The 25172-nt window shown below is 40.8% G+C and carries 25 protein-coding genes; 14 read left to right on the top strand and 11 right to left on the bottom strand.

Translation table 11 applies throughout. From position 1 onward, the window contains the following. Positions 1-164: 164 nt before the first annotated feature. From M5F03_RS06860 to M5F03_RS06850, 3 genes are all read left to right on the top strand, one after another. Positions 165-320 carry a hypothetical protein gene (locus M5F03_RS06860; protein WP_249707624.1) on the top strand — a complete coding sequence of 52 codons (156 nt, stop codon included), beginning with the start codon at positions 165-167 and terminating at the stop codon, positions 318-320. A 106-nt stretch (positions 321-426) separates the two neighbouring features. After that, positions 427-1506 (top strand): patatin-like phospholipase domain-containing protein, encoded by a 1080-nt coding sequence (locus tag M5F03_RS06855; protein ID WP_180156606.1) that lies wholly within the window; start codon positions 427-429, stop codon positions 1504-1506. Positions 1507-1578: 72 nt separating this feature from the next. After that, positions 1579-1893: a hypothetical protein gene (locus M5F03_RS06850; RefSeq protein WP_249707622.1), complete on the top strand. Its 315-nt coding sequence runs from the start codon at positions 1579-1581 to the stop codon at positions 1891-1893. A gap of 69 nt (positions 1894-1962) precedes the next feature. On the opposite strand, the gene M5F03_RS06845 is transcribed toward M5F03_RS06850, so the two are convergent. Together M5F03_RS06845 and M5F03_RS06840 are read right to left on the bottom strand one after the other, a co-directional pair. Next, on the bottom strand, positions 1963-4143 hold the full coding sequence (locus tag M5F03_RS06845) for a SulP family inorganic anion transporter (RefSeq protein WP_249707649.1): 2181 nt from the start codon (positions 4141-4143) through the stop codon (positions 1963-1965). A 249-nt stretch (positions 4144-4392) separates the two neighbouring features. Beyond that, complete coding sequence (locus tag M5F03_RS06840) at positions 4393-6753, bottom strand: Tex family protein (protein ID WP_249707620.1); 2361 nt, start codon at positions 6751-6753, stop codon at positions 4393-4395. A gap of 335 nt (positions 6754-7088) precedes the next feature. On the opposite strand from M5F03_RS06840, the gene ompR reads away from it, so the two are divergent. From ompR to M5F03_RS06815, 5 genes are all read left to right on the top strand, one after another. Next, positions 7089-7853 carry an osmolarity response regulator transcription factor OmpR gene (ompR, locus tag M5F03_RS06835; protein WP_180059384.1) on the top strand — a complete coding sequence of 255 codons (765 nt, stop codon included), beginning with the start codon at positions 7089-7091 and terminating at the stop codon, positions 7851-7853. 246 nt (positions 7854-8099) lie between these two features. After that, on the top strand, positions 8100-9560 hold the full coding sequence (locus M5F03_RS06830; protein WP_180024744.1) for an ATP-binding protein: 1461 nt from the start codon (positions 8100-8102) through the stop codon (positions 9558-9560). Between the two features lie 206 nt (positions 9561-9766). Beyond that, a complete protein-coding gene (gene scpC / locus M5F03_RS06825) occupies positions 9767-11284 on the top strand; it encodes a succinyl-CoA:acetate CoA-transferase ScpC (protein ID WP_233945492.1) in 1518 nt (505 codons plus the stop codon). Between the two features lie 127 nt (positions 11285-11411). After that, positions 11412-11831: a GNAT family acetyltransferase gene (locus tag M5F03_RS06820; RefSeq protein WP_180078044.1), complete on the top strand. Its 420-nt coding sequence runs from the start codon at positions 11412-11414 to the stop codon at positions 11829-11831. 148 nt (positions 11832-11979) lie between these two features. Then, the gene (locus M5F03_RS06815; RefSeq protein ID WP_111885832.1) at positions 11980-12666 is read left to right on the top strand and encodes a DsbA family oxidoreductase; all 687 of its coding nucleotides are present in this window, start codon (positions 11980-11982) and stop codon (positions 12664-12666) included. A 76-nt stretch (positions 12667-12742) separates the two neighbouring features. On the opposite strand, the gene M5F03_RS06810 is transcribed toward M5F03_RS06815, so the two are convergent. Continuing rightward, positions 12743-12943 (bottom strand): dodecin family protein, encoded by a 201-nt coding sequence (locus M5F03_RS06810; RefSeq protein ID WP_067761311.1) that lies wholly within the window; start codon positions 12941-12943, stop codon positions 12743-12745. A 237-nt stretch (positions 12944-13180) separates the two neighbouring features. Between M5F03_RS06810 and M5F03_RS06805 the strand changes: the two genes are divergently transcribed. From M5F03_RS06805 to M5F03_RS06785, 5 genes are all read left to right on the top strand, one after another. After that, positions 13181-13429 carry a glycine zipper domain-containing protein gene (locus M5F03_RS06805; RefSeq protein ID WP_218946142.1) on the top strand — a complete coding sequence of 83 codons (249 nt, stop codon included), beginning with the start codon at positions 13181-13183 and terminating at the stop codon, positions 13427-13429. Positions 13430-13663: 234 nt separating this feature from the next. Continuing rightward, entirely contained in the window at positions 13664-13852 is a 189-nt protein-coding gene (locus tag M5F03_RS06800) for a hypothetical protein (protein WP_111885834.1), read from the top strand. A gap of 350 nt (positions 13853-14202) precedes the next feature. Beyond that, on the top strand, positions 14203-14382 hold the full coding sequence (locus M5F03_RS06795) for a hypothetical protein (RefSeq protein WP_078189814.1): 180 nt from the start codon (positions 14203-14205) through the stop codon (positions 14380-14382). An 11-nt stretch (positions 14383-14393) separates the two neighbouring features. Next, the gene (locus M5F03_RS06790) at positions 14394-15842 is read left to right on the top strand and encodes a hypothetical protein (RefSeq protein WP_249707618.1); all 1449 of its coding nucleotides are present in this window, start codon (positions 14394-14396) and stop codon (positions 15840-15842) included. A 98-nt stretch (positions 15843-15940) separates the two neighbouring features. Further along, positions 15941-17101, top strand: coding sequence for a hypothetical protein (locus M5F03_RS06785; protein ID WP_180024741.1), 1161 nt, complete (start codon positions 15941-15943; stop codon positions 17099-17101). A 68-nt stretch (positions 17102-17169) separates the two neighbouring features. Here M5F03_RS06785 and M5F03_RS06780 read toward each other — a convergent pair whose 3' ends face one another. From M5F03_RS06780 to M5F03_RS06755, 6 genes are all read right to left on the bottom strand, one after another. Then, positions 17170-17445 (bottom strand): hypothetical protein, encoded by a 276-nt coding sequence (locus M5F03_RS06780; protein ID WP_078192833.1) that lies wholly within the window; start codon positions 17443-17445, stop codon positions 17170-17172. 154 nt (positions 17446-17599) lie between these two features. Next, the gene (gene htpG / locus M5F03_RS06775) at positions 17600-19519 is read right to left on the bottom strand and encodes a molecular chaperone HtpG (RefSeq protein ID WP_111885837.1); all 1920 of its coding nucleotides are present in this window, start codon (positions 19517-19519) and stop codon (positions 17600-17602) included. 117 nt (positions 19520-19636) lie between these two features. Next, positions 19637-19984, bottom strand: coding sequence for a lysozyme inhibitor LprI family protein (locus M5F03_RS06770; protein ID WP_078189819.1), 348 nt, complete (start codon positions 19982-19984; stop codon positions 19637-19639). Between the two features lie 158 nt (positions 19985-20142). Next, a complete protein-coding gene (locus tag M5F03_RS06765) occupies positions 20143-20730 on the bottom strand; it encodes an OmpW/AlkL family protein (protein WP_180024739.1) in 588 nt (195 codons plus the stop codon). 306 nt (positions 20731-21036) lie between these two features. Continuing rightward, a complete protein-coding gene (locus M5F03_RS06760; RefSeq protein WP_249707616.1) occupies positions 21037-22404 on the bottom strand; it encodes a Na+/H+ antiporter family protein in 1368 nt (455 codons plus the stop codon). Between the two features lie 96 nt (positions 22405-22500). Then, positions 22501-23376, bottom strand: a complete 876-nt coding sequence (locus M5F03_RS06755) for an alpha/beta fold hydrolase (protein ID WP_249707614.1) — start codon at positions 23374-23376, stop codon at positions 22501-22503. 128 nt (positions 23377-23504) lie between these two features. Between M5F03_RS06755 and M5F03_RS06750 the strand changes: the two genes are divergently transcribed. Then, complete coding sequence (locus M5F03_RS06750; protein ID WP_078189823.1) at positions 23505-23987, top strand: DUF4442 domain-containing protein; 483 nt, start codon at positions 23505-23507, stop codon at positions 23985-23987. A gap of 50 nt (positions 23988-24037) precedes the next feature. On the opposite strand, the gene M5F03_RS06745 is transcribed toward M5F03_RS06750, so the two are convergent. Continuing rightward, positions 24038-24394, bottom strand: a complete 357-nt coding sequence (locus tag M5F03_RS06745; RefSeq protein WP_078192840.1) for a YMGG-like glycine zipper-containing protein — start codon at positions 24392-24394, stop codon at positions 24038-24040. Between the two features lie 130 nt (positions 24395-24524). Next, positions 24525-25067, bottom strand: a complete 543-nt coding sequence (locus M5F03_RS06740) for a hypothetical protein (RefSeq protein ID WP_111885842.1) — start codon at positions 25065-25067, stop codon at positions 24525-24527. Between the last annotated feature and the right edge of the window lie 105 nt (positions 25068-25172).

Here is a 25172-nt window from a genome sequence, read left to right as displayed (position 1 = left end):
TCGATGTGTTGGTTCAATTGAATTTGCACTTATCTTTTCTGTACTAGCAACCGACAGCCAACACCACAATGTATCGGATGCAGCATAGCGCTGCATTTTGGTGGATCATTCTCTTTAATGCACTTCCCTGTTTATTCCTACTTTGTTTGCCACAGCAAAAACTGATGGCCGGGTTAAATTATTGGTTATTAGCTGGGGCCGTGATTTTTATCATTAACCTATTTGCTTGGGCGGTCTTTCCAATGGCGACATGGGCAATCGTCTGCCTCAGTTTGTTTCAATTGCATCGGCATAATGAACAATTATTACAACATTCGTGAGCGGTGCCCTGATATGACTGAGAAGTCATTTGTCGTAAGTTTCAGCCATTGGGTCTGTGCAAAAACGCACTAGAATAATTCTACGACTGTATTTTAAGCGACTGCCATGACTCAAATTTTGCAAAAAAAACCGCCTGCGCTCAATATCCGTGCTGGCCATTTAGCCCGCCAACTGATTGAACAAGAGGGTTTAAACGCTGCTCAAGTGGATATCCTGCCCGGTGCTGCTGGTGGCCCGAAAGGCATTGGTATTCAAGGTTTAGATCAGGCGATTTTTGCTGACTTTTTGCCACGTGCGCAACAAAAGCGTACTTTAATTGGTTCATCGATTGGCAGTTGGCGCTTTGCCAGTATTGCTGCTTGGGGAGCTATCGAAGGCACGAAACGCCTTTCTGAGCTGTATACCAATCTGAGCTTTCATAAAAAGATGAGTCGTCAAGAAGTCAGCGATGTGTGTCGTGGCATGCTGATCGATTTGATTCAAGGTCAAGAAGCTGCACTGGTTAATCATCCTGATTATCACCTCACTGTGCTTTCAGTCAAAGCTCAGCATATTTTCCAAAGTGATAAAGCCCTGCCGCTGTTAGCCTCTGTCGCAGGGATCGTGGGCACGACAGCGCTTGCACGTAAACACAGTCGTTATTTCATGCAGCGTGTGATTAGTCAGCCTGTGTCAGGTCATCAATTTACTGTGGCGGATGATGGCTTTACCACGCATTACCATGCATTGACTCAAGACAGTGTCATGCCGTGGCTTATGGCTTCTGCATCTATCCCCGGTGTCATGGCCGCGATACGTGATATCCCTGATGCGCCACAAGGCAGTTACCGCGATGGCGGCCTGATTGACTATCATATTGACCTACCCTTCCAAAGTCAGGGCATCGTGCTGTATCCGCATTTCACGGATAGCATCACCCCAGGTTGGTTTGATAAATTATTTAAACGCCAAGCCAATCCTGAAAATCAGGCGCGTACCCTGTTGCTGTCACCTTCACAAGAATACCTTGCAAGCTTGCCGCTTGGCCGACTGCCTGATCGTAAAGACTTTACCCTCAAAGGCTTAGACAACCAACAACGCATTAAAATGTGGAATCAATGTGTGGCTGAAAGTCAGCGTATGGGCGATGAGTTTTTGGAGTTGGTTGAAAAGCAACATTTCCCAGCAGTCATGCAAGCACTCTAAGCGTTACAGTAATCTCTTGCGAGGGACGCTATAATCCTGTTTCAGAATTTTGAGCTTATTTAGTATAGATTTATGCGGATATTTTTAACTGTTTTGCAGTATGCCTGCATCGCTTTTGCACTTTTCCTTGTTTATCAAGTGTCAACCGCCTTGATCAGCGGCCAATACGATTTAATGGAAGTGGTAGCAGATGTCGGTACCATTTTAATTTGTATCGATTTGACGGTGTTTTTATTTACCAGTAATGCAAAACAAGGCATTAGCATCGAAGACTATGCGAAACAATTGGAACAAAAGCCGTCAAAATTGGTATATGTCACCCGTAAATTGGGACATTTCGGTATTTTGCTGATCATTACCAGTTGGATTGTACCGATGATTCGCTAATGTATTTTAGTTCAATAAAAAGGATCATCATGTGTTCATGATGATCCTTTTTATGTCATCGGATTTTATTTATCCGAAGAAATTAACCCGTCCAGTTTTTACATCATACACTGCACCAACAATCGCCACTTTACCTTCTTGCACCAACTGCTGTAGCACTTCACTATTTTGCAAAATATAGCGGATGTTGTAATGCACATTCATTTGCGTCACTTGCTCTAAAAATGCCGGACTCAGCGTTTGTGGTTGCATCAATTCGGCAACACGCGATACAGACTCATTGAGTGGCCCCAGCACATATTGAATATGTGGCATACGCGTCAGGCTCTGAATCGATTGACCAGCTAAATGCAACTGACAAGCACTGCTAACCGCACCACAGTCCGTATGACCAAGCACCACGATCACTTTGGCGCCTTTGGCTTCGCAGGCAAATTCTAATGAACCCAAAACTTTTTGCCCCGCGACATTCCCCGCTATACGTAAACTAAATAAATCACCAATTCCAACATCAAAGATCATTTCAGTCGGCGCACGAGAATCCATACAACCTAACACTGCCGCAATCGGATGCTGCCCTTCTTCAGCGGTCACCCGCAGTTGACGATAGATATCTCGTTGCAAACGCTCATTTTGTACAAACCGCTCATTGCCTGCTTTAAGCAAAGCGAGCACGGCCTCTGGGGTCAAACGTTGCTGTAAAGCTGCGGTACTGATATCAATATCTAATGCCGCCTCCTGCGCATCGGCATAATGTGCCTTGAAACCAATCAACTGTACTTGCACTTTACGTTGCGCCGCCTTTTCCTGTTGGTACTCTTGAATGAGTTGGAAAATATCAGCATCCATATCACTCACATGTGTGGCATCAATCACCACTTGTTCGCCGCGATGGATATGTTCCAATGCCGAGATTAATGCCGAACGGTTGAGAAAACTGACTTGTGAAGGCAATTCAATCCGTGTAATCACCCCATGTAAATGATGCTCTTTATACACCTTCAGTCCCTTATTAAAATTGGCGTATAAAATAAAGGCCGCACTACTGGCTAAACCAATCAAGATCCCGACCAATAAGTCTGTGAATAAAATCGCCAGTAAGGTAATGATAAAAGGAATAAATTGTTTCCAACCTTTTAAATACAGCTGTTTAAACAATTTGGGATGTGTCAGTTTAAAACCTGTGAGGATTAAAATTGCAGCTAATGCTGAAAGCGGAATCATATTCATCAAGGGCACTAAACACAGCACGGCAAACAGGAGCAACACGCCATGAAAGATGGCAGAACATTTACTTTTAGCTCCAGCACTGGCATTGACCGAACTACGAACAATCACTGACGTCAGCGGCATCCCGCCTATAGCGCCCGAAACAACATTACCGATACCTTGCGCCCATAACTCTCGGTTGGGGGGTGACGAACGCTTATGCGGATCTAATTTATCTGCTGCTTCCAAATTCAATAAAGTTTCTAATGACGCCACAACCGCCAAAGTAATTGCACCCGTATAAATCAGAGGATTATTTAAAGCGGTCCAATCCGGAAAGATCATCACATTTTGTGGCTGATCCCAAAGGTTAGGAAGTTGGATGAGATTTGATGGATGAACTGCAAAAGACGAGCCACTAAGCACCAACATGGCATTACATAGTGCAGCGAGGACTACAGCAACCAAGGCTGAAGGCAGAACCCAGTTTTTGCATGGACTCCTCTCCCAAAGCAACATCAAGACAATGCTACCTATACCGATCAGAACGGCACCGATATCCCATTGCAAATCGAGCGGCTGTGACTGCCACAGCACAGACCATGAAAATTGGTTCAAGCCAAACAAATAAAGTATTTGACTCCCAATCAAGATCAGCCCGATAGCTGCCAACAAACCCAATATGACATTGTTCGGAATAAAGTTGGCAAAGAAACCGAGCCGAAATATGCCAAATCCAATCTGTAAAATACCGGCAAAAACAATACACAATAAAAAGGCGGCATAGTTGCCGCCCAGTAATTCAAGCTGTACCAAAATGACTGCTGTTAAACCTGCTGCTGGGCCTGCAACACTGATATGTGAGCCACTCAGTACCCCAACTAAAATACCACCGACAATGCCAGCAATAATGCCAGAGAGAATCGGTGCGCCAGAAGCCAATGCAATGCCTAGACATAGTGGTAAAGCCACGAGAAATACCACTGTTCCAGATAAAAAGTCGTGAATATGAAATCGATGTCGTTCAATTTTAGATATCATCATTTTACCGTTTATAATAAATATCAAATAATTAGATGTAAGTATGTAAAGCCTAAAGTTTGTGACCACTTTATGGCGTGACTTATATTGTCTGACAATCGAACGATTCTATAGTGTGTTTTGATACGTGATTTGTGTGATTTTTACACTTTATTGCGAAGTTTAAGATTCAGCTCATTTATCTTTGATAGGCCGTAAAAGAAAATAAAAAAAACCTCCCAAATGGGAGGTTTTTTTAACAGTTCAAGATTACTTCGAACCTTTAATCCCTGCTTGTAATAACAACGCACCTAAACCACCAATTTTATTTTCTTGTGGTTTCGCTGCTTGAGGTTTTTTATGACCTTGTGGGCGGTCGCCTTGCGGACGAGCATGCTGTGGACGTTTCGCATGTGGCTTACGCTCACCACGTTGTTCTTGCTGCGCATTGTCACGACGTGGTTGACGTTGTGGTTTCGCTGCAGCAGCACCTTCTGCACGCATAGACAAGTTGACACGGTTACGTTCAACATCGACATTCAAGACACGAACTTGAACAATTTGACCTGGTTTCACGACTTTGTGCGGATCTGCAACAAATTCATTTGCAAGTTCAGAAATATGCACTAAACCGTCTTGGTGTACACCCACATCCACGAATGCACCGAAGTTAGTCACATTCGTAACCACACCTTCAAGCTGTAAACCTTCAGTCAACTGCGCCACTTCTGTGATGTCTTCACGGAATTTAGCCGTGCGGAACTCTGGACGTGGGTCACGGCCTGGTTTTTCAAGTTCAGATAAAACGTCTTGAATTGTCGGTAGACCAAATTGGTCATTCACAAATTCTTCGGCGTTTACTTGGCGAATAATTTCAGTATTACCAATAATATCTTTGACTGTGGTTGCTTTCGCTGCCACAATTTTTTCTACTAAACCATAAGATTCAGGGTGAACAGCAGAAGCATCAAGTGGCTCAGAACCATCTTGAATACGTAAGAAACCTGCTGCTTGTTCAAAGGTACGTTCGCCTAAACGAGGTACTTTCTTCAAACTTTGACGGTTGTCAAAACGACCATTTTCTTTACGGAAATCCACAATTTGCTGTGCAATTGATTTATTCAAACCCGCGATATAACCCAAGATTGCAGATGATGCTGTGTTCACATCTACACCAACAGAGTTCACGCAGTCTTCAACTACTGCTTCTAGTGTTTTTGCTAAACCGGTTTGGTTCACGTCATGTTGGTATTGACCTACACCAATCGATTTCGGATCAATTTTCACAAGCTCCGCCAATGGATCTTGTAAACGACGAGCAATCGACACTGCACCGCGAATAGATACATCTAGCTCTGGCAATTCTTGAGATGCCAATTCAGATGCTGAATAAACAGATGCACCCGCTTCAGAGACAGACACACGAATCAAATTCAAATCCGTATTCGCAGCCATCATTTCGGCCACAACCGCTTCAGTTTCACGGCTTGCAGTACCATTACCAATCGCAATTAATTCAACATTGAATTCGCGGCAAAGGCGCGCAAGTTCAGCAACTGAACCAGCTTTATCTTCTTTCGGGGCAAACGGGTAAATAGTGCTGTGTGCAAGTACATCACCTGATGCATTGACAACAGCCAATTTCACACCCGTACGGATGCCAGGGTCTACACCCAAGGTGCAGCGTGCGCCTGCAGGAGCAGAAAGTAATAAATGACGTAGATTTTCAGCAAAGACATCCATCGCTTCAGCTTCAGCAGCCAAACGTTTTTCAGTCAATAATGAATGTTCAATCGCAGGACGAACTTTACCGAGCCAGAACAATTTTGCAGTTTGTTTTAAAAAATCTGCACGCGCTTGTGGATGAGCTGTTTCTATATTGTATTCAGTTTCAATACGAACCAATGGTGCTTCATCTTCACCATCGACTTTTAAGCCCAAGACATTTTCTTGACGGCCACGGAGCATCGCCAGTAAACGGTGTGAAGGGACTTTGTTTAAGCTTTCAGAGAAATCAAAGTAATCACGGAATTTTTTACCGACTTCCTTTTTCTCATCACTTGCCACTAAACTTTTCAACACTGCAGTTTTCGCAAATGTCGCTTTTAGCTCAGTGGTTAATGCAATATTTTGTGCCCAGTCATCAATTAAAATGTGTTGAATCGCATCAAGTTGACTTTCAACATCTGCATAATCTTCATGGCTAAAGCCTGCCAAAGCTTCCGTAGGATCGATCGCTTCATTAAAGATTTTTTCAGCGATTGGGCCTAAACCCGCTTCTTTGGCTTTAAATGATTTACTTGTACGTTTTGGACGGTACGGCGCGTAAATCTCTTCTAAAGCATTTTTCGTTTCTGCTGCATTCACGCGAGCAAGTAAGTCATCAGATAACTTGTTTTGTTCTTTTAGAGATTCGATTACCTTTTCACGGCGCTCAAATAAATCACGCAGGTAAGTCAGACGTGTATCGAGCTGACGTAATTGAGTATCGTCCAGACCTTGCGTCACTTCTTTACGGTAACGTGCGATAAATGGAACACTGGCACCTTCATCAATGAGCTTGATGGCAGCTTCAATTTGATTTGGACGTACGGCAATTTCTTTTGCCAACTGCTGAACTAAGTCAGTCATCGTATTAGATCCCTGCAAGGATAAGTTCTAAAAGCCATGATTATAAAGACCAAGACCATAAAATCCACAATTGTTTTTATAAATTTATTCGTGGTTTTTAATGCCAATTCATCTCAAATACACATTTTTTTACGAAACTGACTATGAAACAGCAAATTAGCGAGACTCAGACAAGCAAACTGATTCGAACAACATGTATACATTTGGTATCTATGTCTTGATTTTAACTGCAATATTTGTTGCTTTAGAGCATAGTAAATTTATATAAATGAATCGTATACTCAAGTGAAATCGACTTTTTGTTTACGATGACAATAAAGAATAAGGAGCACGTCATGAGTTTAGTTGTACCTGCTGAAAAAACAGATGCCGTACAAGCCGAAACCGACCGAGTCGAACGCATTCTGGTTGTCGATGATGATGTGCGTCTACGCACCCTCTTACAACGCTTCCTAGAAGATAAAGGTTTTGTGGTCAAAACCGCACATGATGCGACTCAGATGGATCGTCTGTTGCAGCGGGAACTCTTTTCCCTGATTGTGCTCGACTTTATGTTACCTGTTGAAGATGGCTTGAGTATTTGTCGTCGTCTGCGCCAATCTAACATCGATACCCCAATCATTATGCTGACCGCTCGTGGTAGTGATTCAGACCGTATTGCTGGACTTGAAGCCGGTGCAGATGACTATTTACCAAAACCATTTAACCCGAATGAGCTATTAGCTCGTATTCGTGCGGTCCTACGTCGCCAAGTGCGTGAAGTTCCGGGCGCACCAAGCCAACAAATGGAAGTGGTGTCTTTTGGTCCTTGGTCACTCGACCTGTCTACTCGTACATTAACCCGTGAAGGTCAAGTCGTCACATTAACAACGGGTGAATTTGCCGTACTCAAAGCATTAGTTCAACACCCACGTGAACCACTGACACGCGACAAGTTAATGAATCTTGCTCGTGGTCGTGAATGGGGCGCGATGGAACGTTCAATTGACGTTCAGGTTTCTCGCCTGCGTCGTTTGGTTGAAGAAAACCCAGCACGTGCGCGCTATATTCAAACCGTTTGGGGCGTAGGTTATGTCTTTGTTCCAGATGGTGCTGAATAAGCCATAAAATAAGACCTGAGAATCGAGTCACCGTACCTCATGTCCGGAAATACCATTCGCTGCTGTCTGAGCCACTTGAAATTGAATGAATAAAAGTAATGTGCGCGAGTTCAGCGAATGGCAAAAATTTTGGTTACTTTTTTAAAAAGTAACATAACGAACTCCTCCCGAAGAACGTTCCAGCAGTAAGATTCCATCGCAAAGAATAAAAACTGCCTTTCAAAAAATTTGCTTAAAGGATTCTGCGTGAAACTCGAACCCATCGACCCACAGGAATTTACCGACTACGTTACCTACTCCGAAAAAAAACGGACACCTTGGGAACGCTTCCTCGATAAAATCAAACCCCGCTCTGCAGCTATGCGGACCACCGTATTGGTCTTATTTGTGGTGTTTTTTAGCCTGTTTATGTCCTTATGGTTCTTTTGGCGCACACTCTATTTACCCGAAATTCAACAACATGCTCGTTACCTCGCGGTCGAGCTTGAAATCATTAACAATCCTGATTTACGGATTTTTCATAACAATGCCGAAGTGGATGTCGACGACTGGATGCGCAACCGTGTCGGGATCGAATATGTGACCGATCCAAAAGAATTCCCCAATGTCAAAGACAAAGTCATTGCAGAGTTCTTTACCAATCAAATTGAAAAGAAACTGGCCAAAGAAATGCGCATTGATAATGCGACCGTGTATTTCCAATTTAAACCTGACCCACGCATCTGGATTCAAACTCCAGAAATGAATGGAAACTGGGTTCGCGAGCCTTTAAAAACCTATGCCAACTATAGCGCAGAGCTGATTTTAGGTTGGTTATTGGGTATTCCGCTGATTGCTGGCATCATTATCTTAACCTTGGTTCGTCAGCTCAACCGTCCACTAAAACGTTTACAAGATGCGGCAAACAACTATAGTAAACAAGGCACTGCACCTTATTTAGAAACCAACCATGGGCCACAAGAAATCCGTGAAGTAAACCAAGCCTTTAACCACATGGTCTACACGCTGGAACAAACTGAACGTGATCGTCGCATCATGTTGGCCGGTATTTCCCACGATTTGCGTACTCCGCTGACCCGTATTCGACTCAGCGCAGAAATGATGCCTGATGATGACTTCCTAAAAGAAGGTCTGATTTACGATGTTGAAGATATGGATGCGATTCTGAATCAGTTCATTTCGTATATGCGAGATGGCTCTGATGAAGTTCCGCAAGATACTGATTTAAATGCGCTATTGCAGGAATTAGTGATTCAATTTAAACCTTTAGATATTCGCTTTGAACCTCAAGACTTACCGATTATTCAAGCACGTAGCCTGTCCTTAAAACGACTAATAGGCAACTTAATCAATAACTCAAAACGCTATGGTGCCGAGCCGATTGAACTGTCTACCGAGTATGAAGGTGACCATATTCAAATTCGCGTTGCCGATAATGGCGAAGGGATTCCTGAAGACCAAATTGAAGACCTGATGCAACCTTTTGTACGTGGTAATGATGCACGTACCATTCAAGGCAGTGGACTCGGTTTAGCCATTGTAAAACGTATTGTGGATATTCACGAAGGTCAACTTTCAATTCACAATCGAGCAGAAGGTGGACTCGAAGCGATCATTTCTTTACCACTGCAAAAACTCGAAAATGATGAAATATTAAACAACAGTCCATTGGAAAAAATTAAGCAAAGTTTAACTGAACGCTTTTAACAAGCGTTCAAAAAAGCAACGAACAGTTTTGTTTAATCCTTAACCATTGTTATTTTTAACTTTATTATTCAGTAGCTTAAAAATCATAATAAAATCTTATACCCACATTTTTTCAAAAAATTAGACCTTAGCCTAACAGGGATGCAAAATGGCTTTTTTGATCGGTACAATCCGTATCAGTTTTGAGAATTTCACGAGAGTATATGATGTCTTTAGATCGCATCCGTTTAGCTGCCCTTCACGACAAAGTTATCAGCGCAGAAAAAGCTGCTGAATTCATTCAGGATGGTATGACGGTAGGTATGAGTGGTTTCACACGCGCAGGTGAAGCGAAAGCTGTACCTTTAGCGTTGGTTCAACAGGCTCATGCTAATCCTCTTAAAATCACCCTAATTACTGGCGCGAGCTTGGGTAACGATTTGGACAAAAAATTGACTGAAGCAGGTGTTCTTGCTCGTCGTTTACCGTTCCAAGTAGACAATACATTACGTAAAGCGATCAACAAAGGCGATGTAATGTTCATCGATCAGCATTTGTCTGAAACAGTTGAACAAATGCGTAACCTTCAGCTTAAAAAGCCTGATGTAGCAATTATTGAAGCTGTTGCGATCACTGAAGATGGTGGCATCATCCCTACAACTTCTGTAGGTAACTCTGCAAGCTTCGCAATTTTTGCTGAAAAAGTGATTGTTGAAATCAACACCAACTTAAGCCCAGCATTTGAAGGCTTACACGATATTTATATCCCAACATATCGTCCAACACGTCAAGCTATTCCATTGACTCATGTTGATGAACGTATTGGTACACATGCAATCAACATCGATCCTTCAAAAATCGTAGGTATCGTATTTAACAACGAATTGCATGACTCTCCATCTACAGTTACTGCCCCTGATGATGAAACTCAAGGTATTGCAAACCACCTGATCGCTTTCTTTGAAAAAGAAGTCGCTGAAGGTCGTTTACCGAAAAACCTAGGTCCATTACAAGCAGGTATTGGTTCAATTGCAAACGCAGTATTGACTGGTCTTAAAGATTCAAACTTTGAAGACCTGATCATGTACTCTGAAGTACTTCAAGACTGTACATTTGAATTGATCGACGCAGGCAAAATGAAATTTGCTTCAGGTTCCTCTATTACGCTTTCTGCGAAATATGGCGAAAAAGTATTTAATAACCTTGAACAATACAAAGACAAACTTGTATTACGTCCACAAGAAATTTCTAACCACCCAGAACTTGTACGTCGTTTAGGTATTATCGGTATCAACACAGCACTTGAGTTTGATATCTACGGTAACGTGAACTCGACTCACGTTTGCGGTACAAAAATGATGAACGGTATTGGTGGTTCAGGTGACTTCGCACGTAATGCGCACTTGGCTATCTTCGTGACTAAATCAATTGCAAAAGGTGGCGACATTTCTTCTGTTGTTCCATTTGCTTCTCACGTTGACCATGCTGAACACGACGTTGACATCTTGGTTACTGAACAAGGTCTTGCTGACTTACGTGGTCTTGCCCCACGTGAACGTGCTCGTGCTGTAATCGACAACTGTGCTCACCCAAGCTACCGTGCAGCATTGAACGATTACTTCGACCGTGCATGTGCAAAAGGTGGTCAAACACCTCACCTTCTACGTGAAGCATTGTCTTGGCACATCAACTTCGAAGAGAACGGCCATATGTTAGCTGCTCAACCTGAAGTGAAAACTGCTTAATTGACAGTGAACTAAAAAAACGCTCTTCGGAGCGTTTTTTTATGGCTTTTATTTTTCAATATGACTTATCAAGTCTGCAAAACTCGACTAATCTAAATTGGTCAAAATACATGCTAAAACAAAAATTATGTTTATTATCCGCCCCTATCTCGAAACTGATTTAGACGATGTGATTGCACTTTGGGAACTGTGTGATCTGACCCGTCCATGGAATAATCCTGAAATTGATATATTTCGAAAATTGGCTCAACGTGATCAATTATTTTTATTGGCGGTCAAAGATGATCAACTGATTGCAACTGTGATGGGTGGCTATGATGGACACCGAGGCTGGGTCAACTATCTCGCCGTACATCCACATTTTCAGCGAAATGGCGTCGCTACCGCTCTCATTCAGCAATTAGAAAAACGCTTAATTGCTCTAGGCTGCCCAAAACTTCAATTACTGATTCGCCAAGACAACATTGACGTACAAAATTTTTATGAACAATTGGGCTATGAAGAGGTTGAAGTGATTTGTTTGGGTAAACGTTTAATCAAGGATTAGTGGCCAGACAAATCTTCGGTCAAGCCTTGTAACAACATCAAAAAAATTCGACATTGCACGATCAAAACAAAAATGGATTGCATTGCTTGGCTTTAAATTTTAGGATTTGCCCCCATCATTTTCCCAGAACATAGAAAAGAGATTTCCCATGCGTGTAGATATCTGGTCAGACGTGGTTTGCCCATTTTGTTATATTGCGAAAAAACGCCTTGAAGCTGCTGCCGAAGAATCGGGTGTAGAGCTTGAAGTGTTTTGGCATAGCTATCAACTTGATGCAGATGCGCCCGCTCGCCTAGAAATTTCTAATACTGAACGTCTAGCTCAAAAATATGGCCGCAGTATTGAAGAAGTAGAGGAAATGCAGCGCAATATTGCCGAAATGGCAAAAGCTGAAGGTATTGAATTTAACTGGCAAAAAGCCAATTCAGGCAATACTTTCAACGCGCACCGCTTGATTCATCTTGCACAAAGCAAAGGTCTCGGCAGTGAAGCCAAAGAAGCTTTCTTCTATAGCTATATGACGCAAGGCTTGGCCATTGGTGAACGTGAAACCTTAGAAGACGTTGCATCTCGTATTGGTCTAAACCCTGTTGAAGTCGATGACTTATTAGACTCAGATGAATTTGCTGATTTCGTCAAATACGACGAAGAAGTAGCACGCGATCAACTTAAAGTTACGGGTGTACCGTTCTTTGTGTTTGAGCAACGCATTGCTTTAGCAGGCGCTCAACCGAAAGATGTATTTAAAAAAGTGATGGACAAAGCTGCGGAACTCCCTGAGCTTGCTCCTACACCTGTCTGTAATGATGAAAGCTGTGAAACACCTGAAAAATAATTCAGCGTGTTCAAACAAAAATCCCCGAACTTCGGGGATTTTTTATGATCAGTTTTTAACTTCAATAAAATTAAACTTATTCAACCAAGAAGCTGATTTTTAAGTTCACTCGATATTCCGCAATTTTATTGTCTTTCACCACAACTTTTTGTTCATTAATCCATGCACCCTGAACGTTCTTTACGGTTTCAGTGACTTTATTAATTCCCGTTTGGATCGCATCTTCAAAACTTTTTGTGCTACTTGCATTTACTTCAACGACTTTAGCAACAGACATTGTATTTATCCTCATTGTTATGATTTTGAATCTTCATCATATGATTAAGTCACTTATTTTGGTTATTTTTTAAACATCAAAACAGCAAAATATTACATGTCTTACACAGGAGTGAATTCCACTTCGAGGGATTACAAACTGACCATCATTTATTACATGCTTTCTGTTTAAGCCAAGGCCACTACCGATTAGGCTAAAAGCTTCATTCTTCAAACGATCATGCTCGGGAGTAATGTCATGACTATTGAACCTCAAGCAACTTCTGCTGAAACCGAACTATCTACCAATACAACCCCTCAAACAACCACCAACGAGTCCCAAACAGGGAAGAATAGCTTTCTCTCACGTTTTTCTCCAACCGTCAAAGGTGCTGCGATCGGAGCTGTTGCAGGCAGTATATTGCCTGTTTTTGGTACGATTAGTGGTGCCATTATTGGTGGTATCGCAGGCAAAGTCTATGAAAAGAAATGTGCTAAACATTCATAGATTTTTCATCTATATCTGAGTGATACGCCGCTGTCACTCAGCCACTAAAAACTCTAGAGCAATAACTCTAATAGACTGTTTTATATAAATAAAAATTCATACCGTTTATCTTGCGTTGCCGAATCGATCATTTTTAATTGATTATTTTTTGATATTATTTTCACATAAATTCAAGTGATTAATTTTCTCCCTGACTCAATTTTTGAGTTACTAATGATTGATAGGAATACACAAATGAACGCAATCAAATATGCTATGGCTGTTGCTGTGATGGCGCTTTCTGCAACTGTTTCTGCACAAATCGTTTACGTACCAGATTTTCCAGTAAAAAAAGCTGTAACTGCTGAAACTGCCAATGCAGAGAGCCAAGCTCCAGCTGCTGATACAACTGAAGTTATAACAAACACAGAAAAAAAAGCTTAATTTTTAGCTGATTTTTCCATAAAAAACCGATGGCTCCCACCATCGGTTTTTTATTTTTTGTGCCTTTTATTTGGGCTTTATTCTTTACTTAACATTAAAAATGAACATCTAAAAGCGCTCGATCGCTGATGATGACTTCAAAAAAATTGATCAAACCATACCGCTATATCTTTTGCAAAACCTATCTTTAAGCTAATGATTTGGTATTATTTTTAAACAAAATGCGCATTAATTGTCATATTTAACGCTTAATTTGTAGAAGCTGACATTTATTTCCATGTTTTTTTTAATGAAATCTCTATAATCAAATGAACTAATCGACTTCTTTATTTTTAAATTTACATTGTCCTATGCAAGAACTTCAGGCACTGATACAAGGAAAAATTTCACCGCAGGTTATAGATATTGAACGCCTGATTGAATTGGCCAATACATATCGAAACCCGAATTCGGCTGAATATAAATTAGTAGAACTTGCAACCAATATTGTATTGGCTAAATATTTAGAAAAAGCACAAAAAGTCCTTTAGGAAGTGGACAAATGAATTTACAAGACAAAGTACAATTAATAAAAGAAATCCATGTACTGACCCATCAACTTGAACATCGTGCTTTGAGTTTTTATGAAACTGCGCTTTCTAAACGTCGAATTCATGAAATTTTTGCCTTATGCGATGAACCGATTTTTCAAAAGCAAATATTAAGTTATCGTGCATTAACTAAGCCACAAATGGCTGCCACTGAATTTTCCAAACAAACGCCATATTCATTGTTATTTCGTGGCTATTTTAACCATGATGCTGCACTTGAAAATGCTTTATATCAATATCCAGAGATGGGTTGGGCCTTGCTGCATGACCATAAATTAGGTTGGCAAGTGTGGATGATTCCAGCCAAACAGCGCACGGCGTTACTCAGTGAATGGGGCAATTTTAGCGAATGCTATGATTGGTTAATTGAACAACAACAGCTATATAAATGTTTAATCAGTGATACCGATCTACGTCTACATGCCTTACGCCTAAAGGATGAAATCATCACAGCGCCAAGCTATGTTGCAGCAAGTGTGGACGACCTACTGCCAATTGAAGCGATAAATAAAGACGGATCTGTCGATCTAGATCATTGCGATAAGCAAATCAATGAAGCGGATACGTTGCTTGATAACTCAAATACAAATAAACCAGAGCTTTCTGCACCTGATACCGTTCCTCTTGTTCTAATTGAGCAGCCAACACATGCCCCATCGGAAGAAAATCTCAACTCGACAATGGCAGTCGTTGAACTTCCTGAACAGATTCAAATCGCTCAATATACCGCTCGCGTTCAAACGTTGCAAAACATCGATGCGCAATTGGCCTTGTATGAATTGCAGTTTATGGATCAGCCTGAACTCACAACACAGCTTGATGTTCTATTGCATACGACAGATGGTACAGATTGGAAAAACCAGCCACTGTATTTAGCAGAGCAAATCAATACCGAAGGTCGCTTCATCAAATATCTCTTGTTGTTTGGTGCTCAAACGCAAATGGAAGCCATTCGACTCTCTCAGCTGTTTTGCCAACAACATCAACATGAACTTGCTGCGATTAAAGTCTTATCATGGGACAATCTAGAGCAACTCTGTGCTGCACCTGATCAGCTCTATCAACAGTCTCAGCAGGCTGAAATGATATGGTCGCAAAACGACTATTATCCATTTATTCCGGCACAGTTAATTCATACGCAAAAATTCATTCATTTTGATGAACCTGAACCGACACTACATACCCCGTTGTTATTATTACAAGAACGTCAAAAAATACGGTTAATCCACGGTCAAAAACGCATGGCACTCTTGCGTACCGAACAAGCCCTTCCCTATTTGATCCTCCATCGACAGCAAGGTTTAAATTGGCAAAGCATCCAAAATGTGATCCAACAATTGCCTCAACCCATTGATGTGATTTCGCTTTATCAAGCACTTAAGCAAATGACCGAAGATTAATTGCATTTATTTTGTAGTTTGGCTTGCATTTATCCGATAAAAATAACAAAACTACAGATGCAGGATACTCAGATGATAATTAAATAGAGCCAAAACATATGCATAAAAAACAACAGTACTTTATTCGGACTTTGCTTTTTTCCGCATCAATGAGCTTGATGTATCAAGTTGCTTGGGCCAATGAAACTGATGCTGTCGTCAATGAAACTGAGGGTGAACATTCGCAGGATGTGCCTGCAACCGAGCAAAGTTCACCGTATATCATGCCAAAGACCTATGATTTTTTAGATCAAATTCCACGTTGGATTGATGCAACACCGACCTTCTTACCTGAACAATCAGATCACCCCATTGTTCCGACAACAGAACAAACGGAAAATAATAGCTGGACCGATCGACAACAGAAGAAAGTCCGAAATTGGGCAGATCGAACGGCCGTTCGCATGGATAACTGGTTTGGGCAAAGTGAGCCTGATAAACCAGCCAATGCTACCCTTAGGGTGATTTTAGACAACAGTTGGAATAAGCACGATGAATACGAAATTAAGCCACGTATTCGCGGTAAAATTAAGCTTCCCACTTTAGAAAAAAAATTGAGTGTGGTCTTTGGTGATGACTCACTTGATAATGAATTAGAAAATAATGCTGCAATTACCAATGAAAACCCTGCGGGGCGTAGTGATAAAAATTATGACAATAAGCAAACCCGTGAAGATAACAGTTCGCTCGCGTTACGTTGGTCAGAAATTTCAGATCGACTGCCCTTCGAAACTGACGTTGATCTAGGTTTACGTTCTGGTGATGACCTATATGTCCGCTTAAAAGCAGCTAAAAAATGGCAACTCGACAATGATTACAGTTTTTTAGCCGAACAAATTTATCGTTATGGTATCGATAGTGAAAATTATCTAAGAACCAATTTAGAATTAACCCATGCCCGTCCAGGCCAACCCTTTATCTCAAACCAATTCAACCTGACCTATGCAGATGCACAGGATGATGATCTGAAATGGGATAACTTCAGTTACCGCCAACACCAATTTTTTAAAGGTAACCGATTCAACTACGGCCTATATACAGGTGGTTTTTACAATAACGATCAACTGCGTTTAAACAGTTGGGGACCCTATGTATCATGGCGACAGCCCTTTCTACGTGAATGGTTTTATATCCAAGGTGATCTCAACTACCTCAACAACCATCGTGACGATAAAAGCCACTTTGTGGGCGCTTTAGTGCGCCTTGAAGCCTTGTTCTAGAACCCGCTATTTCACAGCGAATAAAAAGCCCATCTCAACAGGATGGGCTTTTTTTAAATAACTCAGCTTCAATTTTTCTTAATCACACGTACACGATCATTACGTACAATACTCGGCTGTTTTTCAGCGACTTTTTTCACTTTAGGAAAACTATACTGAACACGATCATTTCGCATCACACGGCGACTATCAACAAAAGGGTTGATATCGTATTGTGCGATCTGCTTTGAAACCTGCACACGGTCATTACGCACCATTTTTTGCTTAGCGCTGTCTGCCTGAGCAGATTGCATGAGGCCCATAGAGAGCAGCGAGCCCATTACAGCGATCACTAAAATTTTCATCTTAAGATTCCCAATACTTAACGATCGCTATTATAGATTAATTATTTATTTTTAATTTATTTTAAAGATTAAAACATGGACGTTTTTATTCATGTGCTCTATCGAAAAACCAAATAAAAAAACCTCCCGAAGGAGGTTCATTTCATATCTACCGTTACTTCAGCAATAAGCTGTTAATCCGTTTGATGTATTGGGCAGGATCTTCGGGTAAACCGCCTTCAGCAATCAACGCTTGATCGAAGATCACATTCGCCAAATCATCAAATTGCGCTGAACCTTCTAATTTTTGTACCAACGGATGGGATGGATTGATTTCCAAGACTGGTTTTGACTCGGGAACCGCTTGTCCTGCTTGTTTTAGCATACGGACCAGTTGCGGTGATAACTCACCCTCAGCCACCACCAAACACGCAGGAGAGTCCACTAAACGTGTTGTTACACGCACTTCAGAGGTCTTATCTTTTAACGCATCCGACAGTTTTTCAACAACAGGTTTAAACTGCTCAGCAGCTTCCTCAAGTGCTTTCTTCTCTTCAGCATCTTGTAGATCACCCAAATCAACTGCACCTTTTGATACATTCTGTAATGGTGTTCCATCAAACTCAAAAACAAATTCCATCGCCCACTCATCCACTCGTTCAGTCATGAGCAGCACTTCGATACCTTTTTTCTTGAACAATTCAAGTTGTGGTGAGTTTTTCGCAGCATTTAAACTATCAGCAGTCACATAGTAAATTGCCTTTTGGCCTTCTTTCATATTGGCTTTATAGTCTGCAAATGATGTTTTCACTTCATCATTATTTGACGAAGCAAAGCGTAATAATTTTAGAATACGCTCACGATTCGCCATGTCTTCGCCTAAGCCTTCTTTTAAGACTGAACCAAACTCAGCGTAGAATTTTGCAAACTTCTCTTGATCAGCAACATCTTCAGATTTCGCCAAACCATCTAGCACCGTTAAAATACGGCGGGCGTTACCTTCACGAATCGTTTTAACGTCGCGACTTTCTTGTAATAATTCACGGCTTACATTAAGTGGTAAGTCTGCGCTATCCACCACACCTTGAACAAAACGTAAATAATTTGGAATCAAATTATCCGCATCATCCATGATAAATACACGTTTCACATACAGCTTAATTCCTGCTTTAGCTTCACGTGTGAAAATATTGCTTGGTGCGCGAGATGGAATATAAAGTAACTGTGTATATTCCGTACTTCCCTCTACACGGTTGTGTGTCCATGCAAGCGGGGCTTCAAAATCATGGCTCAGGTTTTTATAAAACTCAGTATATTGTTCTTCACTGATCTCATTTTTATTACGCGTCCATAATGCACTTGCTGAGTTAATCGCTTCCCACTCATCCGTCAGTACATATTGACCAGGTTTTGCTTCTTCGCCTTCGGCAGCTTCCTCTTGTTGCCAAACTTCTTTCTGCATCTCAATTGGCAAACTAATATGATCAGAGTATTTATTAATAATCTGCTTAACTTTGTAACGATCTAAATAATCTAAAGCATCCTCGCGTAAATGCAAAATGATGTCGGTTCCACGTGAAGCCTTATCAATTGGCTCTACATCAAACTCACCTGTACCATTACTAACCCAACGTACCCCTTCAGCGGCATTTACCCCAGCACGACGTGATTCCACTGTAATTTTTTCAGCAACAATAAAACCTGAATAGAAGCCCACCCCAAATTGACCAATCAATTGTGCATCTGACTTTTGATCACCCGTAAGCTTCGACATAAAATCTTTAGTGCCAGACTTAGCAATCGTACCCAAATGATCAATCGCTTCTTGTTGTGTCATACCAATACCATTATCCGAAATGGTAATTGTCTTCTGCTCTTTATTTAAATGAATACGCACATGTAAATCTGGATCATTTTCATAATATTCAGGATGGTTAATCCCTTCAAAACGTAATTTATCACAGGCATCAGATGCGTTTGATACTAACTCACGAAGGAAAATTTCAGGATTTGAATATAAAGAATGTGTTACTAAATGCAGTAACTGAGCCACTTCCGCTTGGAAGCTGTGTTTTTGAGATTGTTGTTCGCTCATCAGTCTCTCCGTTCATACTGAGTAAAATTATCAATTGCCTATATGAATGGAGGGACTTCACTATTTTTCAATAGTGTGAATGGAAAATTTTTATTCTGTCGCACTAAATTTTAAGGTTTAAAAAGGTCCTTGTTTATAAACGCGGTCCATGTAGAGATCCAGTTTTTGCTGCCGCATTTTATATACATCACTTAAACAACTGACATTGTCACGGCACTGATCGCGTAGTTGTAGCCATTTTATTTGTTGATCTTGAATTGCACCACGTGTCCCCATGGGAACTAAATGACGAATAATCGTATAGGTCGTGGCCATTTTGACATCGGCATCATTAATACTCCGGTTATCACAAACCGCATGTTCGGTAATGGTTTTCGCCTTTTTACAATCAAAACTTGCGGCATAACTTGTCGAAATAAAATAAGCACTGCCCAAGACCAGCATACCCTGAATAATTTTTTTCATCGTCTTTTCTCTTCTTCCAACTTGCTGATTTATTTCGACTCTAACAGTTCCACCTAAATTTTCTATTGCCTATTTGTTCAATTCGATCAACTGATGAATGGAATATGCTGCATAAAAAAAACCCTGCCTAATGGCAGGGTTTTAAGATCAGTTCAAGCTTAGAATTTGTAGCTATAACCAATTGTATACACCATAGGATCGATATCTAAATCGAATTTACCGCCACCTAATTCATCAATTAAAGTCACTTCAGGGCTTAATTGAGCATAGCGAGCATCGAAGTATACACCCCAGTTTTTCGCATCAGCTGGTTGGTAATTAAAGCCGACTTGACCTGCAAAACCAAAATCTTCTTTTACATTTTTAGCCGCGCCAGATTCATCCCAAGCAACAAATGCTGTACCACCTACACCAATATATGGTGTAAAGCGTGTTGAATTTTTAAAGTTATATTTTGCAGTAATTGTCGGTGGAAGATGCTTAATTTTAGCAGCTTTATCACCATCCAAAAGTACATCATGACCAATTGGAGTAGCTAAAAGTAATTCAGCTGAAATGTTGTCATTAAAGAAATATTCAACCGATGGTGTAAATGCTAACTCATCATCCGCTTTTACTGTACCTAATGCGGTTTCAGTGTCACCTGTTGGAGAAATTACAGAACCACCAACTTTCACTTGCCATTGACCAGCCATCGCTGATGCAGACATACCCAATAATGCAATAAGAGCAGCTTGTTTTAACATTTTTAAACAACCTTCTAGAATGAATAATTAATATTAAACATTAGTATTAAAATTATGCAATAACATTATTTAATAATTTATTACACTATTATATAAGTTATTATTAATTAAATATATTTATTTTAATCATAGTACAAAGGTTGGTTTTATTTATCAACCATTATAATTAACTTATTATTTAAAATATACCAACCATTTTAATCAGAATTAATCAAATGAATGATTTTAAACCAACTAAATTCATCAGGTTTAAATAATAAAAAAGGCGATTATATAATCGCCTTTTTATTTATCTTTGAAAATTTTTTAGAGTACCATTGCGGCAATCCAACCAAAGATCATTAATGGAATATTGTAGTGAATGAAGGTCGGGACCACACTGTCTTTCATGTGGTCATGCTGACCATCCATATTAAGGCCTGATGTTGGGCCTAAAGTTGAGTCTGATGCCGGAGAACCTGCATCTCCTAAAGCTGCTGCTGTACCAATAATGGCAATCGTTGCCGCTGGGCTAAAACCAAATTGAATACAAAGTGGTACATAAATAATGGCCAAAATTGGGATTGTTGAGAATGAAGAACCAATACCTAAGGTAATTAATAGCCCTATCAATAGCATCCAAAATGCAGCTAAACCTCGGCTGTTTCCAATCCATTCAACTGAAGCTTGTACCAGTGTTGGTACTTGATTCGTAGCCTCAATCACAGATGCAAAGCCTTGCGCAGAAATCATAATGAAACCCACCAGTGCCATCATGCGCATACCACTGATAATGACATCGTCGGCTTCTTTCCACTTAAAGATACCTGCACAGCTTAAGATCGCAACACCAACCAGACCCGCCAAAATCATCGACTCAGATATGACTTGAACAGAAAGCGTAGCAACCACTGCAACCGCAGCCATAATCAAAGTAAATTTAGCGACTTGTGGTTTACCATTTTCATCTGCTTTTACATCAGATGAGATGGTGTGCTGTGATTCCTTAACCTGAACGTCAGCATACTCTCGTGGTTTACGGTAGCTATAAAAAACAGCAATTAATAAGCCAACAAACATCCCAAATACTGGAATTGCCATAGCAGTTGGAATTTGATCATAGCTGATGTTGAAACCGTATGGCTTACCAAAGGTATTGATGTTTTGACCTAAAATATCATTAAGGAAAATAGCACCGAAACCAAAAGGTACCAGCATATAAGTCGCCACAAGACCAAAAGTCAGAACACAAGCAATCAAACGACGGTCAAGTTTTAAATGATTAAATACGCTGAGTAATGGTGGAATTAATACTGGAATAAACGCAATGTGCACTGGAATCACGTTTTGTGAACATACGGCGGCTAAAGCGATAGTAGCGAAAATTACGTATTTCACGCGATTCTGGGCTTTCACATTACTGTTACCTTTGAGTTTGGTAATGAGTTGATAAGCCAGTAAATCTGGCAAACCTGAACGCGCAAGTGCCAAAGCAAATGCCCCCAACACGCCATAAGCAAGTGCGATTTGAGCACCGTTGCCTAAGCCACTATTAAACGCTTCGATGGTACCATGAATACCAAGGCCAGCTAACAAGCCACCTGTTACTGCACCAATGATCAGCGCAAATACAACAGGCACGCGTGCCAGCGACAGTCCAAACATGACTGTAATTGCGGCAAGAATAGCAAACATAAGAAAAAAGGGAGTCTGACAAAAAACCGTATTTTATCAGAATTTGCTCGCTATTTAGCCCCCTATCGATGAAACTGCCACTGTTGAACGATTTACTTAAAGCTGCTGTGATTGCGCAAATTGAGCGATGTAACCTGCAATTTTTTCGGGTTGGCTCAGCACGGCCCAATGATTGGCATTGACTTCAACTACAGATAAATCTTCAACCCAATTAGGTAATTCTTTAATGTAATCTGGACTGACAAAATTATCATGTTTCAACACAATCGCTTGTACAGGACAGACGGCATGACGTTGTCTAGGCTGAGTTAAGCGGGGAATAAAATTAGCACGGTAAAGCGCAATACCGTGTTTACCATCATGCTGAATATTATGATTCAAAGGCAATTCTTGAGTACGTTCTAAATCATTCACAATTTTTCCCCAACGTTCAGCATTCAAAAAATGCCACGCGGTCGGTGCCAAAAATGGTAATTGGAATACCCCGATGTACCATGACTTACTTAATAATTTGAGTAATTTTTTCTGCTGATGCTTAAAGCTATTTCTGAGCAAAAATGCCGCATGATCCAAACATGGCCCAGAAATAGTTGAATAAGACAAAATACGTGAGCGAAATTTTGGCTCAGTCACCGATTCCCAAGATTGGATAGAGCCCCAATCATGCGCGGCCAAATGAAAACTACGCTCGCCTAATACCGCTTGCGTCACACTATCTAAATCAAGTGAAAGTTGTTCTAAACGGTAATCTCGTACTTTACGGGGCACAGAGGACTGCCCTGCACCTCGCACGTCATAGGTGACGATATAAAATTCATTAATAAGATGTTCAATAACCGGTTCCCATACTTCCTGATTATCAGGATAACCATGAACCAAAACCAATGCCGGCTTAGTTTCATCACCCCATGTCTTCACATAGAGCCGTTGTTGATCTGTGGTATTCACCCATTGCGTATTTAGTGGTTGCATTCTTCTTGTCCTTTTATCGATTCCATCGAATTGACGTTTTATTTGTGAACATGGGCAATGTGATCAATGCCACAGTTTGGAAACTCATTTAGTATGCAAAGTTCAGCATAAAAAAAAATTGACCCAGTATGAGCATAATCCAGAAAATAATGACAATGCCTATTGTCTCTAAATTCTTACTCAATCATTATGCCCCTTATAAAGGTGCTGGCATTTCGATTGATAAAATTGATCTCGCCAATTATCACATTCGCGTCAAAATGCCATTAACTCGAAAAAATCAAAATATTGTCGGTGTACATTTTGGCGGTAGTCTATATTCAATGGTTGACCCATTTTATATGTTGATTTTGATGCATCACCTTGGCTCACGTTATATCGTGTGGGACAAAGCGGCAAATATCCAATTTTTATCTCCCGGGCGTGGAACGGTATACGCTGACATCCAGCTCGACCCAAATGAAATCAATCATATTAAAAACTTAGCAGATAACCACGCACCTGTACTACGGAACTATAGCTTAAATATTTTTGATGAAGCAGGCTTACGTATCGCTGAAGTTCAAAAAACCCTATACATTCGTCGCAAGCAACCCCGTCCACGCAAATAAAAAAGGCGCTTATCTTTAAGCGCCTTTTCATTCAAATTTATCGGATTGGATTAGCGATTTTGCTCAATTGCAGCACCTGCGCCACCACCGATAGCACCACCAATCGCAGCACCAGTATTACCACCAAAGATACTTTTACCGACTGCAGAACCAATCGCACCACCTACACCACTATATGTGGCATTTCGGTTTGAACCGTTTTGAGTTTTACTACCGACAGCTGCACCAGCACCACCACCAACGGCAGCACCTACACCACCACCAACGTTGTTACCCACACCACCACCAATGGCACCACCTAAAGCTGCAGCACCAATACGCTGTTCATTGGGCGACATACTTTCACAACCAGCAAGCATTAGGGTCGACATCATCGCGACTGCGCATACGCTCATTACTTTTTTCATTGTGATGTTCCTTGTCTTCTTCAATACCTATGATTCTAAAACCATTGTATGAAACAATTAAACATAGCTTGTTACGGCTTGGAGCATAAATGCTGCATTTTGTAAAAAACGACGCCTAATCGCTCACGAATCACTCAGGATTTTCATCCAAAATCATCAAATCTTTTGTGGTTTCACCATTTTCAGTCAGCACAGCATGAGAGAGTTTGGCTTTGCTTTCTGGATCTGTTGCCTGATCTAGTTTTAGCGTGCGTTTAATCGGGTCTTGCCCTTTCTTAAACTCTACACCTTCTGCATCAATATTGGTGTTTTGACGAATAATCTGACCGTCCTGCTTCACCGTCGTCTTGGTTTCAATTTTAGAGGTCGGGACGATGACGCCACCACGTTGTAGTACTGGAATCGATAATTTCTTTTCAGAAAAATCACTTTGATGATCTGAAAGTTCAATTTCACGTGCCACGATATCCTGACCTTTATTGGTCATTTCTAACACTGTTGCAGTCACTTGGCGTACAGGTTCTTGACCTGCAACACGGCGAATCACTTCTGTTTTTAGTACTGGAACTACAGCTTTATCTTCTACCACAATCGAATTGGGCATAGGTGCAGCAATCGCTGTCAATGAGCTGAATAATGCAGAAACTGCGAATAATTGCTGTGCGAATTTCATCAAAAGACCCCGTTATGTTTAAGTTTAAAAATCAAGAGATTTGTTATGTTCTATTTTTACTATAGGAAATAAATCAACATTAGGAAAGCTTTAATTTTCAATTCA

The sequence above is a fragment of the Acinetobacter amyesii genome, from assembly GCF_023499985.1.
Taxonomy (GTDB): Bacteria; Pseudomonadota; Gammaproteobacteria; order Pseudomonadales; family Moraxellaceae; genus Acinetobacter; species Acinetobacter amyesii.
Note: the sequence above shows the minus strand (reverse complement) of the source record. Positions and strands in the feature narration are given on the sequence as shown.

Bases quoted from the DNA above. Each gene is read 5' to 3' on its own strand.
- M5F03_RS06815 (WP_111885832.1), top strand. From the start codon at position 11,980: ATGCGTGTAGATATCTGGTCAGACGTGGTTTGCCCATTTTGTTATATT.
- M5F03_RS06770 (WP_078189819.1), bottom strand. From the start codon at position 19,984: ATGAAAAAAATTATTCAGGGTATGCTGGTCTTGGGCAGTGCTTATTTT.
- M5F03_RS06750 (WP_078189823.1), top strand. From the start codon at position 23,505: ATGAGCATAATCCAGAAAATAATGACAATGCCTATTGTCTCTAAATTC.
- M5F03_RS06845 (WP_249707649.1), bottom strand. From the start codon at position 4,143: ATGATATCTAAAATTGAACGACATCGATTTCATATTCACGACTTTTTA.
- M5F03_RS06850 (WP_249707622.1), top strand. From the start codon at position 1,579: ATGCGGATATTTTTAACTGTTTTGCAGTATGCCTGCATCGCTTTTGCA.
- M5F03_RS06740 (WP_111885842.1), bottom strand. From the start codon at position 25,067: ATGAAATTCGCACAGCAATTATTCGCAGTTTCTGCATTATTCAGCTCA.
- M5F03_RS06745 (WP_078192840.1), bottom strand. From the start codon at position 24,394: ATGAAAAAAGTAATGAGCGTATGCGCAGTCGCGATGATGTCGACCCTA.
- M5F03_RS06790 (WP_249707618.1), top strand. From the start codon at position 14,394: ATGAATTTACAAGACAAAGTACAATTAATAAAAGAAATCCATGTACTG.
- M5F03_RS06820 (WP_180078044.1), top strand. From the start codon at position 11,412: ATGTTTATTATCCGCCCCTATCTCGAAACTGATTTAGACGATGTGATT.
- scpC (WP_233945492.1), top strand. From the start codon at position 9,767: ATGTCTTTAGATCGCATCCGTTTAGCTGCCCTTCACGACAAAGTTATC.
- M5F03_RS06800 (WP_111885834.1), top strand. From the start codon at position 13,664: ATGAACGCAATCAAATATGCTATGGCTGTTGCTGTGATGGCGCTTTCT.
- M5F03_RS06795 (WP_078189814.1), top strand. From the start codon at position 14,203: ATGCAAGAACTTCAGGCACTGATACAAGGAAAAATTTCACCGCAGGTT.
- M5F03_RS06780 (WP_078192833.1), bottom strand. From the start codon at position 17,445: ATGAAAATTTTAGTGATCGCTGTAATGGGCTCGCTGCTCTCTATGGGC.
- M5F03_RS06855 (WP_180156606.1), top strand. From the start codon at position 427: ATGACTCAAATTTTGCAAAAAAAACCGCCTGCGCTCAATATCCGTGCT.
- M5F03_RS06785 (WP_180024741.1), top strand. From the start codon at position 15,941: ATGCATAAAAAACAACAGTACTTTATTCGGACTTTGCTTTTTTCCGCA.
- M5F03_RS06760 (WP_249707616.1), bottom strand. From the start codon at position 22,404: ATGTTTGCTATTCTTGCCGCAATTACAGTCATGTTTGGACTGTCGCTG.
- M5F03_RS06805 (WP_218946142.1), top strand. From the start codon at position 13,181: ATGACTATTGAACCTCAAGCAACTTCTGCTGAAACCGAACTATCTACC.
- ompR (WP_180059384.1), top strand. From the start codon at position 7,089: ATGAGTTTAGTTGTACCTGCTGAAAAAACAGATGCCGTACAAGCCGAA.
- M5F03_RS06810 (WP_067761311.1), bottom strand. From the start codon at position 12,943: ATGTCTGTTGCTAAAGTCGTTGAAGTAAATGCAAGTAGCACAAAAAGT.
- htpG (WP_111885837.1), bottom strand. From the start codon at position 19,519: ATGAGCGAACAACAATCTCAAAAACACAGCTTCCAAGCGGAAGTGGCT.
- M5F03_RS06860 (WP_249707624.1), top strand. From the start codon at position 165: ATGGCCGGGTTAAATTATTGGTTATTAGCTGGGGCCGTGATTTTTATC.
- M5F03_RS06755 (WP_249707614.1), bottom strand. From the start codon at position 23,376: ATGCAACCACTAAATACGCAATGGGTGAATACCACAGATCAACAACGG.
- M5F03_RS06840 (WP_249707620.1), bottom strand. From the start codon at position 6,753: ATGACTGACTTAGTTCAGCAGTTGGCAAAAGAAATTGCCGTACGTCCA.
- M5F03_RS06765 (WP_180024739.1), bottom strand. From the start codon at position 20,730: ATGTTAAAACAAGCTGCTCTTATTGCATTATTGGGTATGTCTGCATCA.